The organism is Streptomyces sp. CNB091 (assembly GCF_000377965.1).
Map to the genome: position 1 here is coordinate 80706 of NZ_KB899013.1, position 14203 is coordinate 94908.

Genomic DNA, 14203 nt, shown 5'->3' on the forward strand with positions numbered 1-14203 from the left:
GCCCCGTCATGTCATCCGCTACCTGGTCGGGACCGGGACCTTGGCAGTGCGCCCCGCATCCCGGTTTCGGTCACGCGGCGCTCCAGGCGATCCCGTCGAGGATGTCGTGCTCGCTGACGACGACCTCGTGGGCCCCCGTCCGCTCCATCACGGCGAGCAGGACGAGCGCCCCCGCGCCGATCACGTCGACCCGGCCCGGGTGCATCACGGGGATCGCGGCGCGCTCTTCGTGGGTGGAGCGGAGCAGGTGCTCGGTGATCGCGCGGACCTGGCCGCGGGTGACCCGTGAGTGGTGGATGGCCCCGGAGTCGTACTCCGGCAGTTCCAGCGCGATTCCGGCGATCGTCGTGACGGTGCCCGCCAGACCGACGAGGGTGCCGGCCCCCTTGAGCTCCACGGTCTGCTCGGCGAGGTCGAGTGCGGCGTCGACGTCCGCGCGGATCGCCGCGGCCCGCTCGTGGCTGGGCGGGTCCATGACGACCCCGTCCACGGCCAGATGACGCTCCGTCATCCGTACGCAGCCGATGTCGACGGACCGGGCCGCCTCCACCCGGTCCGAACCGAGGACGAACTCCGTGGAGCCGCCGCCGATGTCGACGACCAGATACGGCTTCGCCAGGTGGTCGCTGCCGGCCAGCTCCTTGGTGGCCCCGTCGAAGGAGAGCTGCGCCTCCTGGTCGCCGGTGATCACCTCGGGCTCGACGCCGAGGATGTCCCGTACCCCGGCCACGAAGTCGGCGCTGTTCTCGGCGTCCCGGGAGGCGGAGGTGGCGACGAAGCGGATCCGTGTCGCGCCCAGTTCCTCGATGGCCGTCGCGTACTCACGGCAGGCGGCGAACGTCCGCGCCAGCGCCTCGGGGGCGAGCCGGCCGGTCCTGTCCACGCCCTGGCCGAGGCGGACGATGGTCATGCGCCGGTCCAGCTCGGTGAAGGAGCCGGTGGCGGGGTCCACGTCGGCGACGAGCAGCCGGATGGAGTTCGTGCCGCAGTCGACGGCGGCGACCCGGGTCACGCGTCCTTCCCGTCGGCGGCGCCGTCCAGGGGGCGGAAGGCGAAGTGGCCGCCGTCGCCCTCGTCCACCGTCCAGCCGTCGCCCTGCGGCACGCAGGGCGTGACGCAGGGGCCCTTGGCCCACCACTCGGGCAGCATCGCGATGGCCTCGTCGCCCAGCGGGTTCACCCCGGGGCCGGCGGCCAGCGAATGGCCGACCAGGACGTGCAGGCACTTCACCCGGTCCGGCATGCCGCCGGCGCTCGGGAAGCCCTCCAGGACCTCGATGGCGTCGCGGCGGGTGATGTAGTCCTCGTGCGCGGCCCGGTAGGCGTCGGCCAGCTCCGGATCGGTCTCCAGACGGGCCGTCATCTCCTTCATGACCCCGTTGGCCTCCAGCGTGCCGATCGCCGAGGCGGCCCGGGGGCAGGTCAGGTAGTACGTCGTCGGGAACGGCGTGCCGTCCTCCAGACGGGGCTGGGTCTCCACCACGTCCGGGTTGCCGCAGGGGCAGCGGTGCGCGATGGCGCGCAGACCGCGCGGCGGGCGGCCGAGCTGCTGCTCGAACGCGGCGATGTCCGCGTCGGTGGGCTGGGTGGACTCGGTCTGCGGAGGGGGCGTTTCCATGCCTGCCTTGGTTCTGCTCGGAAGTCGGAAGCTCGTAGAGGTGGGCGTACGGATGAACGTACGGGGTCGGTGTCAGTCGCGGTCGTCGTCACGGTCGGCGCTGTCCACGCCGTCCCAGAGGTTCGAGTGCCACGGCCGGTCGCTCGCGCCCGACTCGCCGCGGCGGTCCCGGGCCGCGTCGGGGTCGGCCACGGTGTAGCCGGTCTCCCCGGGGAGGACGTAGTGGAGGTGCTGGCGGGCCAGCCGCATGATGTACGCGTCGTCCTGGAGCCGCGCCTTCTCGTCCCGCAGCTCCTCGGTGCGCCGCTCCGCCTGCTGCGAGAGCCGCTCCTGCTCGGCGATCTCGTCGCGCTGGGAGACGTACTGCCGCATCGGGTAGGCGAGCGCCACCACCAGGGAGCAGACCACCAGCGCCAGGAACGCGGCCCGTCCGGTGAGCCGGGAGCGGCGGGCCTGCCGGCGGTTCTGGGATCGGTACACGCGGGCCGCGGTCTGCTCGCCGAGCAGTCGCAGCCTGGTCGCGGTGGAGAACCGGTCGCGGTCCTTGCCGGCCATGTCTCCCGCCTCCCAGAGCTTGTCGTCAAACTGCCGTCGTCGCCCGAAGGGCGGCCGGGCGGCGACTGGTGCGTGCGATCGCAAGGCGCCGGGATGGTCTCGTAGCGGAGCTACTTGGCCATTTCGGCAACGCCGCGAGCGTGCGTGCCAGACGCCACCCGGCAGGCGGCAGTTTGACGACAAGCTCTGACGCACGTCCGTCCCCGCACACGGTACGGGACCGGGTGCGGGGACGGACGGAGGCTACCGTCTTGACGCTACGGGTCAGCCCTTGAAGCGCGGGAAGGCGGAACGGCCCGCGTACACCGCGGCGTCGTCGAGGATCTCCTCGATGCGCAGCAGCTGGTTGTACTTGGCGACGCGGTCCGAGCGGGCCGGGGCGCCGGTCTTGATCTGGCCGCAGTTCACGGCGACGGCGAGGTCGGCGATGGTGACGTCCTCGGTCTCGCCGGAGCGGTGCGACATCATGCACTTGAAGCCGTTGCGCTGGGCCAGCTCGACGGCGTCCAGGGTCTCGGTCAGCGAACCGATCTGGTTGACCTTCACGAGCAGGGCGTTGGCGGAGCCCTCCTCGATGCCGCGGGCCAGCCGCTCGGGGTTGGTGACGAAGAGGTCGTCGCCGACGATCTGCACCTTGGCGCCGATGCGGTCGGTGATGACCTTCCAGCCGGCCCAGTCGTCCTCGTACAGCGGGTCCTCGATGGAGACCAGCGGGTACGCGGAGACGAGCTCCTCGTAGTACTCGGTCATCTCGGCGGCCGAGCGGGACTTGCCCTCGAACTCGTAGACGCCGTCCTTGTAGAACTCGGACGCGGCGACGTCGAGCGCGAGCGCGATGTCGCGGCCCGGGACGTAACCGGCCTCCTTGATGGCCTCGACGATGAGGTCCAGGGCGGCGCGGTTGGACTCCAGGTTCGGGGCGAAGCCGCCCTCGTCGCCGAGTCCGGTGGACAGGCCCTTGGTCTTGAGGACCTTCTTCAGCGTGTGGTAGACCTCCGCGCCCCAGCGCAGGGCCTCGGAGAAGGACTCCGCGCCGATCGGGGCGATCATGAACTCCTGGACGTCCACGTTGGAGTCGGCGTGCGAGCCGCCGTTCAGGATGTTCATCATCGGAACGGGCAGCAGGTGCGCGTTCGGGCCGCCGAGGTAGCGGAAGAGCGGCAGGTCGGACGCCTCGGAGGCGGCGTGCGCGACGGCCAGCGAGACGCCGAGGATGGCGTTCGCGCCGAGCGACGCCTTGTTCTCGGTGGCGTCGAGGTCGAACATCGCCTGGTCGATGAGGCGCTGCTCGGTGGCGTCGTACCCGACGAGCTCCGGGCCGATCTGCTCGATGACGGCGAGGACGGCCTTCTCGACGCCCTTGCCCATGTAGCGGTTGGGGTCACCGTCGCGAAGCTCGATGGCCTCGAACGCACCGGTGGAGGCTCCGGACGGAACAGCAGCACGGCCCGTGCTGCCGTCGTCGAGGCCAACCTCGACCTCGACCGTGGGGTTGCCCCGGGAGTCGAGGATTTCCCTGGCTACGACGACGTCGATGGACGGCACGAGGCATCTCCTTCTGGGATCTGACACTGGTTGTGCAGGGTCACTGTGGCCTTGCGGCACGAGCCTATCGGGCCCGGCCGTGTCGACCGGCCGACCGCCCGCCTCCTGGGACGAAAAAGGGTCCAAGGAGCTGCATCACGGGACAAAACTCTGGAAATCTACTGAGCGGTAACAATAAGAGGTGAACGCATGCGGGCCATCAGCGCCCGCCGCTCACGAAGAACCCGGCCCGGCGCGCTGGGGGGACGAGCGCGCCGGGCCGGGGAGCCGTGCGAGGAGAAGTGCCGCCGGACGCTTCTCCTCCGGGAGGAGAGACGGCGATTACTTCAGGTGGAGCTGCTGACCCGGGAAGATCAGGTCGGCGTCCTTGACGATGTCGTCGTTGAGCTTGAAGAGCTTGCTCCAGCCGCCCTTGACGCCCTCCGCCTCGGCGATGGTGCTCAGGGTGTCGCCGGCCTCGACCTTGTACTCGCCGTCACCCTTCTGGACCTTCTCGCCGGTCGGGGTGGTGACGGTCTTCTTGCTCTCGGCCTTGGGGGCCTCGCGCTGCTCGGAGCGCGTGGTGGGCTGCTCGGCCTGGCGCTCGGGCTGCGCCTGCTCGGGCTTGCTCTCGCCGGAGCCGGAGCCGGAGCCGGTGTTGACGCCCGGGTCCACACCGTCGTTGGTGAGGCCGCCGGCGCCGGCGCAGGCCCAGGCGCCCGGGCCCTGGAGGTCGAGGAGCTTCTCGGCGGTGGCGATCTGCTGGTCCTTGGAGGCCAGGTCGGCACGGGAGGCGTACTGCGTACCGCCGGCGGCGGCCCAGCTGGACTGCGAGAACTGCAGTCCGCCGTAGTAGCCGTTGCCGGTGTTGATGGACCAGTTGCCGCCGGACTCGCACTGGGCGACGGCGTCCCAGGTCTCGACGGAGGCGGCGGAAGCGTTGGTCGCGCCCATCAGCGGGATGGCGACGGCGGCACCGGTGACACCCGCGAGGGTGGCGATACGGGTGGCCTTGGACGGGCGGCGGTGCTTGCCCTTGCTGTTCAGCAGCATGGAACGAATCTCCTCACCGACGCCTACGAGGTGAGCTGTCGGGTTCGGGCTGATGAGTTGCCCGGTCGCGCGGTGCTGCTCGCGACTTCACCCCTAGCCGTTCCCGTACGTCCTCGTCGGTTCGACGAGGCGTCCGGACCCGGCGGCTTACCTGGGTCCCCCGCTCCTGCCTACGGCGCTTACGCGTCTGTTCCCTTCGACCGACGGCAGGATTCGGCGTGACGGTCGACGGGGCCCGCGGTGCGAGCGGTCCGACCGTAAACACAGGCAACCCCGACATTCAAAGATGGACATAGGGGGCAATCGACCCGAACTCGCCGTGGCCAGCAGGGCGTTTCCGCAGGTGGGGAGCGATTCGCCCGGACCAGCCGGACGAGACGCACCAGTTGAAGCAAAGAGACCCATGTCTCACTTACGCAAAAGTGGACATAGGTCTCTTAACTGCCTCGATTTTCGGGGTGTTTTCCCGATTCGATCAGTTGGCGGCGGGCGCCCCGGCGGGTGTCTCGGCGCCCTCCGGGGCGGCCGGGGCCGCGCTCTTGGCCGCGCCCCGGCCCGCGTCCTCGCCCGCACCCCTGTCCAGGCCCAGGTCCAGGTTCTGGCCGGGCAGGATCAGGTCCGGGTCGGAGCCCAGGAGGTCCTTGTTCGTCTCGTACAGGCCGGTCCAGCCGCCGGGGATCTCCCGGGCGTCGGCGATCGCCCAGAGGTTGTCCCCGGGCCGCACCGTGTACCCGTCGGCGGTCGCCGCGCCACCGTCCCGCGCGTCACCCTCACCACGCGAGGCGTGCCGGCCGGACTCGCGGGGACCGTCCTTCTGACCCGCGTCGGCCTCCTCGGGCGCGGGGGCGCCCCGGTGCTTGCCCCCCTTGCCGTCCTCGTCCGCCGAGGCGTCGGGGGCGGTGGAGGGGTCCGAGGCGTCGGGGGCGTCGGAGGCGGGCGGGGCGGAGGGCGTCACCGAGGAGTCGGGAGCCTCGCTCCCCTTCTCCGCGCCGCCACTACCGCCCTTGTCCGCCTCATCACGCTTCTCACCCGTGCCGGTTTCACGGGACTCACCGGGTTCACCGGTCGCATCCGCTTCGCCGGTCGGGGTGGAGGTCGGGTCGGCCGAGGGGTCCGCCGACGGATCGGCGGACGGGTCGGCCGACGGCTCGGCGGACGGATCCGCGGACGGCGAGGTGCCCGGGTCGACGCCGGGCAGACCGCCGTCCACCGCGAGGCCGGAGATGACCGCACAGCTGGGCCACGCCTTCGGGCCCTGGTCGTCCAGGACCTTCTCGGCGATGGAGATCTGCTGCGAGCGGCTGGCGAGGTCGGCGCGGGGCGCGAACGCCGTGCCGCCGTAAGCCGACCAAGTCTCCTGCGAGAACTGGAGCCCGCCGTAGTAGCCGTTGCCGAGATCGGCGCTCCACATGCCGCCGCTCTCGCACTCGGCGACCCGGTCCCAGGTGGTGGCCTCGGCCGCGTGCGCGCCGCCGGCGCCGAGCAGCGGGATGGCGATGGCCGATCCCGTCACGCCTGCGGCGACGATGATGGCGGGTGCCTGACGAGGGCGGCGGTGTCTGCCGTTCGCGGAGCCCATGGGTATGCCTTCCGTGCGACTGACAAGCGAGTGGCCTGAGCGCCGCACAGCGGACTCCGTGCCGGACTCCGTGTCTGCTTCGGCGCACAGGTGACGCGTGAGCAAGGTGCGACCGACGCGTCGAACCGTGAACCTAGCGGGACTCGAACGTGTGTCACAAGTCGATGCAGCGCAGATCACGTGAAAGTCACGGAGTTGACACTGTGTCACTTTTTCCGGATCGACTACCCGGTTCGAACGCGACCGGAAGGGTGCGCAGTCCACGCATGATGAGCCCGCCGCGCCAGCGCAAATCGCCCGGTTCTCCCGCAAGTCGCAGGTCAGGAAGGCGCCTCAACAGGGTGGTCAGCGCGGTCTGTCCCTCCAGTCGGGCCAGCGGCGCCCCCAGGCAGTAGTGGATGCCGTGCCCGTATCCGAGGTGCTGATTGTCACGCCGCGCAAGGTCCAGGGTGTCCGGATCCGTGAACCGCTCCGGGTCGCGGTCGGCCGCCGCCAGCACCACGAGTACGGGGTCCCCGGCGGCGATCTCCTCGCCGCCCAGGGTCAGCGCCTCGGTGGCGTACCGCCAGGTCGCCATCTCGACGGGCCCGTCGAACCGGAGCAGCTCCTCGATCCCGGTGGCCAGCAGGTCGCCCTCCCCCGCCGCCAGGGAGGCCTCCAGCCGGGCGCGCTGCTCGGGGTGGCGCAGGAGGGCGTAGGTCCCGTTGCCGATGAGGTTGACCGTCGTCTCGAACCCGGCGAACAAGAGGATGAACGCCATGGCGGCCGCCTCGTTCTCCGTGAGGTGCTCGCCGTGGTCGCTGGCCCGGATCAGCCCGGAGATCAGGTCGTCGCCCGGATTCTCCCTCTTGCGGTGGATGAGTTCGGCGAGGTAGCCGCGCATCTTCTTCACCGACCGGGCGACCCCGCCGCGCGGCCCGCCGCCGTGCCGGATCATCATGCCCGCCCAGTCACGGAAGTCGTCCTGGTCCTCCTCGGGGACGCCGAGCAGGTCGCAGATGGCGTAGATGGGGAGCGGGAAGGCGAAGTCGTGGATGAGGTCGGCGCTCCCCTTCTCCACGAAGTCGTCGATGAGCCGGTCCGCCAGCTCCTGCACGCGGGGCGCGAACTCCGCGACCCGGCGCGGGGTGAACGCCTTGGACACGAGCCGGCGCAGCCGGGTGTGGTCCGGCGGGTCGATGTTGAGCAGATGCGTCATCAGCTCCGCTTTGCGCTCTCCCGGGATCCCCGTCTTCCCCTTGGCGTGCGGCGACTCGGCGTGGTTGGCCGGGTTCTTGGAGAGCCGCGCGTCGGCGAGCGCCTCCTTGGCGTCCCCGTACCGGGTCACGAGCCAGGCCTCGACCCCGCTGGGCAGCGCGGTGCGGTGCACGGGGCGGTGCTCGCGGAGCCAGGCGTAGGCGGGGTAGGGGTCGGTGGCGAACTCCCAGGTGAAGAGTGTGGGGGCGGCCGGGGTGGCCCCGCTGTGGGGGCAGGCGGGGAGCTCGGGGGTGCGGGGGGCAGGGCTGTCGTTCACTTCTCGACGGTATCGGGCGCGGCGTCAAGGGCTTGCTGCGGCCTTCCTCGGAGATGCTCCAAGGTGACGGGGTCGGGCGGCAGCCTGATGGCCTCCCTCAGCCTTCTCGCGTAGTCCGCCGCCGTCGGGCTCCCGTCCTCGACGCTGCGGTCGAGCCAGAACAACGCCCGGTCGACGAGCACGGTCACGAGGTGGTCCCGCGCGTCGGTGTACCCGACCTCCGCCGCCCGCTCCAGGTACGGAACGGCTTCGGCCGTCTTCCCCCGGGCCGCGAGAGCCCGGCCCACGATCCCCGCCGCTTCGACGCCGCCCGCGTCGGCGGAGTGGCTGTACCACTTCTCGGCGACCTCGGTCCGCCCGGTCGCTTCGTGCAGGTGGCCGAGGACCAGGGCGACCTCCGGATCTCCGTCTGCCAGATGACCCAGCGCATCCTCTGCCGTGGCCACCACGGCGCCCAGGTAGGAAGGGACCGCACGCATCGCTTTCCCTGCGAGCAGCCAGAGGCCGAGCGGTACGGGCGGGGTGTCCGGCCGGGTCTCCGCCTCGCTGAACAACGAGGTGTGGACGCGCCAGGTATCCGGGGCTCCCCCCGGGATCAGCATCCCGGCCACCCGGTGACGGAGGGCCGTCGCCCACTCCAACGCGTCTTCGAGGGGCTCCCCGGCCGCCCGCGCCACTTCCTGCTCGTACAGCGCGCACGCCTCACGCAGCACGGCCAAGGGGATCGGAGCATCGTCGGTCCCGCACCGGGCGAAGTCGATGGCCGCCCGCACCAGCAGGTGCCCGTGGGGGTGGGCGTTCAGGCGGCGGGCGCGCCACCACTCGTCCCACAGCTCCGGTGCCACAACGAGGTACTCGGTGACACGAGCGCCCTCACACCAGGTGTCGGCATCCTCCAGCCTGGAGTCGCCGCAACCGGCCTCCAGCCGCAGCAGCTCGGACCCGGTCCAGTCCGAGCTCAGCTCCACCGGGTCGGCACCGGCCAGCACCCGGGCGCGCGCCTGTCCGCCGAAGCGGTGGCCGTCGTAGGCCTCGTCGCTCATCGTGGCGATCACCGGAACGCGCAGGCCGACGAGTTCGGCGAGGAGCGCCGGGGTCAGGCCGTGTTCCCCGAGGTGGCCCTCCAGTTCGTCCAGCCAGATCACGCACTGCTCCCCGCCCCGGCCCCGCAGCACGCCAGGCAGACCGCGCAGATCTGTGCCGGTCGCGGGGGCGAGGAGGCGGGTCGAGCCCGGGAGGCTCGTGAGCATCCCCGCCCAGGCGGTCCGGCTCTTCCCGGACAGGGGCTCGCCGGTCACCAGCACCAGTCCGCCCGTCTCGGCGGCCGTGCGGACCCTCCCCTTCAGCACGACGTCGACGTCCCGTGCCACGTACGGCGGCAACGGCGCCTCGTCGCCGATCCGCCGGGCAGGCCTCACGCCGAAGGCGATCGGATCGGCCGCGTCGAGTCGCGGCCAGTCGGTGACCGGGGGCAGGCCGGTGTGCTGCGCCGACCCGTAATAGGTGTGCATGCCACCGTTGACGGTCCCGGCCTGGACGACCGGTTCGCTGAACGTGCCGCCCGAGATCGCGTTGCTGGTCGAGGTGGCGTCGGGTGCGCGTCGTGGCGGTACGAGACCCGTGCGTGCCCACTTGTCCTCGGCGAAGACGTCGGCGATCGTCTTCAGCTCCTCGTACGCGATGGCGTCCTGGCGCCGGGTCACACTCAGAACATCGAGCAGGTCCCGGGCTACCAGCGGCCCCGCGACGGAGTTCCCCTGGTATCTCTTGAACACCTGGTCCAACCGTGGCACCAGCAAAGGGGCCGTGGCGCTTCGGTGCGAGGTCTCGATCAGTAGCTCGCGCACGTCGGAATCGCCCGCGGCTACCGCTCGACCCAGAATTTCGGCCAGTGCATGCAGTTCAGCGTCCACGTCCGCCCCCGCCCCTCCTCGAACCCCTACGGTCACCGTACTAACCAGCCCCGCCCTCCGCCGCCAGGATCGCGTCGCGGTAGGCGCGGGCGGCAGCGCGCAGGGCGGCCTCCGGGTCGGTGCCGTTCGCCTCGGCGGAGACCGCGAGGGCGAGGAGTTCGTAGCCGATGGTGTCGCCGGTGGGGAGGGGGACGTCCAAGTTCGCCGTACGGGCGCGGCTAGCGAGCTTCGCGGCGAGGGCCAGGCCGGGCTGGCCGAGGGGGACGCCTTCGGTGACCGAGGTCCGCTGCTTCTCGATCGCCTTGGTGCGCAGCCAGTGCGCGTGGACGTCCTCGGGGGTCTCGGCGCTCTCGTCGCCGAAGACGTGCGGGTGGCGGTGGATCAGCTTCTCGACCAGGCCGCCCGCGACGTCGTCGATGGCGAAGGGCGCCTCGGCATCCTCCTCGGCGATCCTGGCGTGGAAGACGACCTGGAGCAGGACGTCGCCGAGCTCCTCGCGCAGTTCGTCCCGGTCGCCGTCCTCGATCGCCTCGACCAGTTCGTACGCCTCCTCGATGGCGTACTTGGCGAGGCCCCGGTGTGTCTTCCGCGAGGTCCAGGGGCACGCGCGGCGGATCCGGTCCATGACCTGGACCAGGTCCAGCAGGCGAGCGCCGGGCAGGTCGTAGGAGCCGGGGAGCAGTTCCAGGTCCGGCATGGCCACCCGGCCCGAGCCGCCGAGGCGGGCCAGACCGTCCGTCAGGCGGCTGTCGCCCTCGCCGCCGACCAGGACGACGACGGTCCGGCCGCCCGCGCAGTCGGCGACCAGTTCGTCGGCGGAGGGCGTGGCGTGTTCGACGCTTACGCCCGCCTCGCGGAGGTAGGGGAGCTGCGGGTGGTCCGGGCCGGCGACGAGGACCCGGTCGGCGGCGTGCAGCGTCTGCCAGGCCGGCCAGGACAGCAGGCCGGGCGCGACCCGGTGGCTGGCGGTGAGCAGGACGATGCGGCCGGGGTCGGCGGGGGTCTCGACGGGGGCGTCGGGGGCTTCGGCGTTCACCCTGCGAACCTACCTCCGGCCCCGGGGTCCCCGGCCCGCCGGTTCAGGCGCCGGTCGCTTCGGGCACTCGCCGGTTCAGGCGCCCGTCGCTTCGGGCACCCGTCGGCTCAGGCGCCCGCCGGTTCAGGCGCCCGCCGGTTCAGGCGCCCGCCGGTTCAGGCGCCGGCCGGTTCAGGCGCCGGCCGGGGCGTCCTTCGGCGCGAACTCGGTGACCTGGGTGATCCAGGGCGCGCTGTAGTTGCCGAGCTGCATCTTCTGGTCGTCCCAGGTGCCGAAGCGCGGGTTGACGTCGATGTCGAGGGCCTTCGACGCCTTGGTGAGGGCCTCGCCGACGACCTGCTGGCCGGCCGGTGTGCCGAGGTCCGCGCCGAGCGCCTCGGCCAGCTTCGGGAGCTGGACCTCCTGGCGCATGTCGGCGTCGATCTGGTCCGGGGCGACCCAGCGCTGCTGGAGCATCATCGCCTCGAACCGCTCCTCGCCGCCCTGCTGGGCGCGGCTGGCCTTCCGCATCTCCTGGATCTCCTTGCGGGTGACCGTGACCCCCGCGTCCGCGGCGGCGCGGTCGAGGATCCGGCCGAAGATCAGCCCGTGCAGTTTGGCGCGGCTGAGCTGGCCCGACTTGTTCACCAGCTGGGCGGCCTCCGGGGAGCTCTCCTGGGCGCTGCGGACGTCCGCGGCCCGGCCCTGGACCGTCGACACCTCGATCCGCTCGCCGCCCACGACGGCCGCGGCGCCGGGGTGGGGCTGGTTGCCGCAGGCCGAAAGGAGTGGCGCGGCGACGAGTGTCGCGGCGAGGACGGCGAACGCGGTGCGACGACGGCGGTGCAAAGGAGCCTCCCGGGGAGAGTTTGTGCATGAGTGCACAAAGCCTTGCGGTGATCGATGTTAGGCAGTGGAGGTGGCCGGTGCCACTGATTCGACCAACGATTCGGGAGGAGTTGGGGATGTGGGCGGGAATGTGGCCCGGTGCGGGGGCGGTACGGGTGTGCACCGGGTCTTCACGGGGTGCTGTACGGCGTGTTGTACGGGGTGTTGTACGGGGTGTTGTACGGGGCGCTGTCAGCCCCCGCGGACGTCCCGTTGGTGGCTGAGCAGGCGGCGCAGGTCCATCGGCAGCGGGTGGTGCGGCCCGTAGGTGCGCTCGGCGTCGTACAGCAGGGCCTGGAGCTGTGCCCGGCCCGCGGTGTGGTCGCCGACCGCCAGGAGCAGTTGCCCGATGCGGTGCCGGATGTCGAGTGCGCGGCCGGGGTCGGAGGCGATCGGACCGTAGGCGTTCTCGTAGTACGGGAGGATCGCGCGGTACTCGACCAGCGCGGCCCCGGCCTCGCCGAGCTGTTCGAGGCACTGGGCTGCGTCGTAGCGGAACTGGAGGGCCTGGGCGTCGGCCTGGCCCGCTTCGGCTGTGCGGTCCTCGGCGAGGCGGCGCAGCTCGGGCAGGGCGCGGCGGTACTGCCCGTCGTCCATCAGGGTCGCGGCGTACTGCTTGCGCAGGATGCGGACGACCGGTGAGTGCTCGCCGTGCTCGGCGGCGGCGGCCGGGAGCGTGGCGCCGAGGACGTCCACGGCCTGGGTGATGCGGCCCTCGCCGAGCAGCTTCTTGACCTCGTCCACGGCCCGCGCGACGTCCGGCCGGGCGGGCGGCGGCGGGGTGCTCGGCGGCGGGGTGCCCGGCGGCAGGTGGGCGGGGCGCGCGGGGGCCGGTGCGGCGGCCGGGGGCGGGGTGAAGGACGGCGGAGCGCCGGCGGAGGGGGGCGGCGCGGCGAAGGTGGCGGGGGCGGGCACGGAGGCCGGGGTGGCCGCCCGGTCCGGCCAGGGGGCGTGCGGGCGCAGGAACGGACGCGTCGGGTCGAGCGGCTCGGCGGGGGTCCCGTGCTTGGGCAGCAGCGGGGCGAGGTCCTCGTACACCTCCTGGGCGGAGGCGGGCCGGTCCTGGGGGTCCTTGGCGAGGAGCCGCAGCACGAGGGCCTCCAGCGCGGCGGGGACCTCGGGGCGGGTCTTCCGGACCGGGAGCGGGGGCTCGTAGAGGTGGCGGTGCAGGACGCCGAGCGCGGTGGACCCGGCGAACGGCACGTCACCGCTGAGGAGTTCGTGCAGGAGCACCCCGAGGGCGTACAGGTCGGTGTACGGGCCGACCGCGCCGCCCATCGCCTGCTCGGGGGCCATGTAGGCCGGGGAGCCGATGGGTGAGCCGGTGTGGGTGAGGCGGGTGGTGTCCGTGTCGAGGACGGAGGCGACACCGAGGTCGAGAACGGTGACGGTGCCGTCGGGCCGGACCATCACGTTCCGGGGCTTCAGGTCGCGGTGGACGATCGGCACCGCGTGCACCGCGCAGAGGACGGCACAGAGCTGGGCGGCGACCGCGACGGCCCACGGCCAGGGGTACGGGTTCCGCTCGGCCAGATGGTCGGCGAGGTCGGCGCCCTCGACGTACTGCATGACGAGGTAGAGGTCGTCGTCCTCGCTGCCCGCGTCGTGGACGGTGACCAGGCCGGGGTGGTCGACCTGGGCGGTGACCCGGCACTCGCGGACGAACCGGCGGCGCAGTTCGTCGGCGGCGTCGCTGCCGGCGGGCCCGGCGACCCGGTCGGGGCGGAGCAGCTTCACGGCGACGCGGCGGTCCAGTCGCCGGTCGTAGGCCGTCCACACCTGTCCCATGCCGCCCTGGCCGAGGATGGTCGCCAGTTCGTACCGGTCGGCGATGATCCGCCCGCTCACCGGCCCTCGCCCTCCCGGTTCTCCTTGCGGAGGTAGTCGCTCAGCTCGTCCAGCTCGGCGCGGACCTGGTCGAGGCGCTGGGGCGCGGGGGTGGGCGTGGGCGGCGGGGTCGGCACGGTGTACGGGTTGGGCTGCGGGCGCTGGTTCTGGTGCTGGTTCTGGTGCTGGTTCTGGTGCTGGTTCTGGTGCTGGTTCTGGTGCTGGTTCTGGTGCTGTTGTGCGGGGTGTTGCTGGTACGGGAGGAGCGGTGCGGGGCGCCCGGGAGCGGTGTACGGGGCCGGGTAGCCGAGGGAGCCGTAGTGGCGGATCTCCACGTACAGGTAATAGGTGATCACCCCGGCCAGCAGGGCGACGATCCAGAGGAGCATGAACAGCACCGCCGCGTCCGACATCTCGTCGGGGTCGTCCGGTGTGGCCATGATGAAGGCGAACAGCGCGACGTTGAGGACGATCACGACCGCGAGCAGGAACCAGTCCCGCGGCCTGCGGGTGACGATCGCCAGCCGCAGCATCGCCACCCAGGCCAGCAGGCCGCAGCTCAGCACGGTCACCGTCACGAGGATCACGCGCACCGCCGTGAGCGTCGCCGAGGACGGCCGGGATGTCGTCTGCTGCTGCGGCGTCGGGCCGTAGCCGTGCATGTGCTGCTCCTGGGACGCGTATGTCGGACGTGTGGGGTGAGCGTATACACCTCCACC

General features: G+C 71.9%; 12 protein-coding genes and 1 riboswitch. All 12 genes read right to left on the minus strand.

What is annotated here, in order from left to right:
• Positions 1 to 70: 70 nt before the first annotated feature.
• Complete coding sequence (locus tag D581_RS0132690; RefSeq protein ID WP_018961330.1) at positions 71 to 1012, minus strand: Ppx/GppA phosphatase family protein; 942 nt, start codon at positions 1010 to 1012, stop codon at positions 71 to 73.
• Positions 1009 to 1617, minus strand: coding sequence for a DUF501 domain-containing protein (locus D581_RS0132695; protein ID WP_018961331.1), 609 nt, complete (start codon positions 1615 to 1617; stop codon positions 1009 to 1011). The genes D581_RS0132690 and D581_RS0132695 overlap by 4 nt, the downstream gene beginning before the upstream one ends.
• Before the next feature lie 72 nt (positions 1618 to 1689).
• Complete coding sequence (locus tag D581_RS0132700; RefSeq protein ID WP_018961332.1) at positions 1690 to 2172, minus strand: FtsB family cell division protein; 483 nt, start codon at positions 2170 to 2172, stop codon at positions 1690 to 1692.
• A 264-nt stretch (positions 2173 to 2436) separates the two neighbouring features.
• Positions 2437 to 3717 carry a phosphopyruvate hydratase gene (eno, locus tag D581_RS0132705; RefSeq protein ID WP_007456034.1) on the minus strand — a complete coding sequence of 427 codons (1281 nt, stop codon included), beginning with the start codon at positions 3715 to 3717 and terminating at the stop codon, positions 2437 to 2439.
• A gap of 321 nt (positions 3718 to 4038) precedes the next feature.
• The gene (locus D581_RS0132710) at positions 4039 to 4749 is read right to left on the minus strand and encodes a LysM peptidoglycan-binding domain-containing protein (protein WP_018961333.1); all 711 of its coding nucleotides are present in this window, start codon (positions 4747 to 4749) and stop codon (positions 4039 to 4041) included.
• A 5-nt stretch (positions 4750 to 4754) separates the two neighbouring features.
• Positions 4755 to 4937, minus strand: a riboswitch (cyclic di-AMP (ydaO/yuaA leader).
• A gap of 287 nt (positions 4938 to 5224) precedes the next feature.
• Entirely contained in the window at positions 5225 to 6328 is a 1104-nt protein-coding gene (locus D581_RS0132715) for a transglycosylase family protein (RefSeq protein ID WP_018961334.1), read from the minus strand.
• A gap of 187 nt (positions 6329 to 6515) precedes the next feature.
• Entirely contained in the window at positions 6516 to 7841 is a 1326-nt protein-coding gene (locus tag D581_RS0132720; protein WP_018961335.1) for a cytochrome P450, read from the minus strand.
• Positions 7838 to 9616, minus strand: coding sequence for an SEL1-like repeat protein (locus tag D581_RS01000000138040; RefSeq protein ID WP_158688652.1), 1779 nt, complete (start codon positions 9614 to 9616; stop codon positions 7838 to 7840). The genes D581_RS0132720 and D581_RS01000000138040 overlap by 4 nt, the downstream gene beginning before the upstream one ends.
• A gap of 178 nt (positions 9617 to 9794) precedes the next feature.
• The gene (locus D581_RS0132730; protein ID WP_018961336.1) at positions 9795 to 10790 is read right to left on the minus strand and encodes a nucleoside triphosphate pyrophosphohydrolase; all 996 of its coding nucleotides are present in this window, start codon (positions 10788 to 10790) and stop codon (positions 9795 to 9797) included.
• A gap of 171 nt (positions 10791 to 10961) precedes the next feature.
• Positions 10962 to 11618: a SurA N-terminal domain-containing protein gene (locus D581_RS0132735; protein ID WP_018961337.1), complete on the minus strand. Its 657-nt coding sequence runs from the start codon at positions 11616 to 11618 to the stop codon at positions 10962 to 10964.
• A 231-nt stretch (positions 11619 to 11849) separates the two neighbouring features.
• Positions 11850 to 13505, minus strand: coding sequence for a serine/threonine-protein kinase (locus tag D581_RS0132740; protein ID WP_018961338.1), 1656 nt, complete (start codon positions 13503 to 13505; stop codon positions 11850 to 11852).
• A complete protein-coding gene (locus D581_RS0132745) occupies positions 13502 to 14146 on the minus strand; it encodes a hypothetical protein (RefSeq protein WP_018961339.1) in 645 nt (214 codons plus the stop codon). Before D581_RS0132745 ends, D581_RS0132740 begins: the two co-directional genes overlap by 4 nt.
• Between the last annotated feature and the right edge of the window lie 57 nt (positions 14147 to 14203).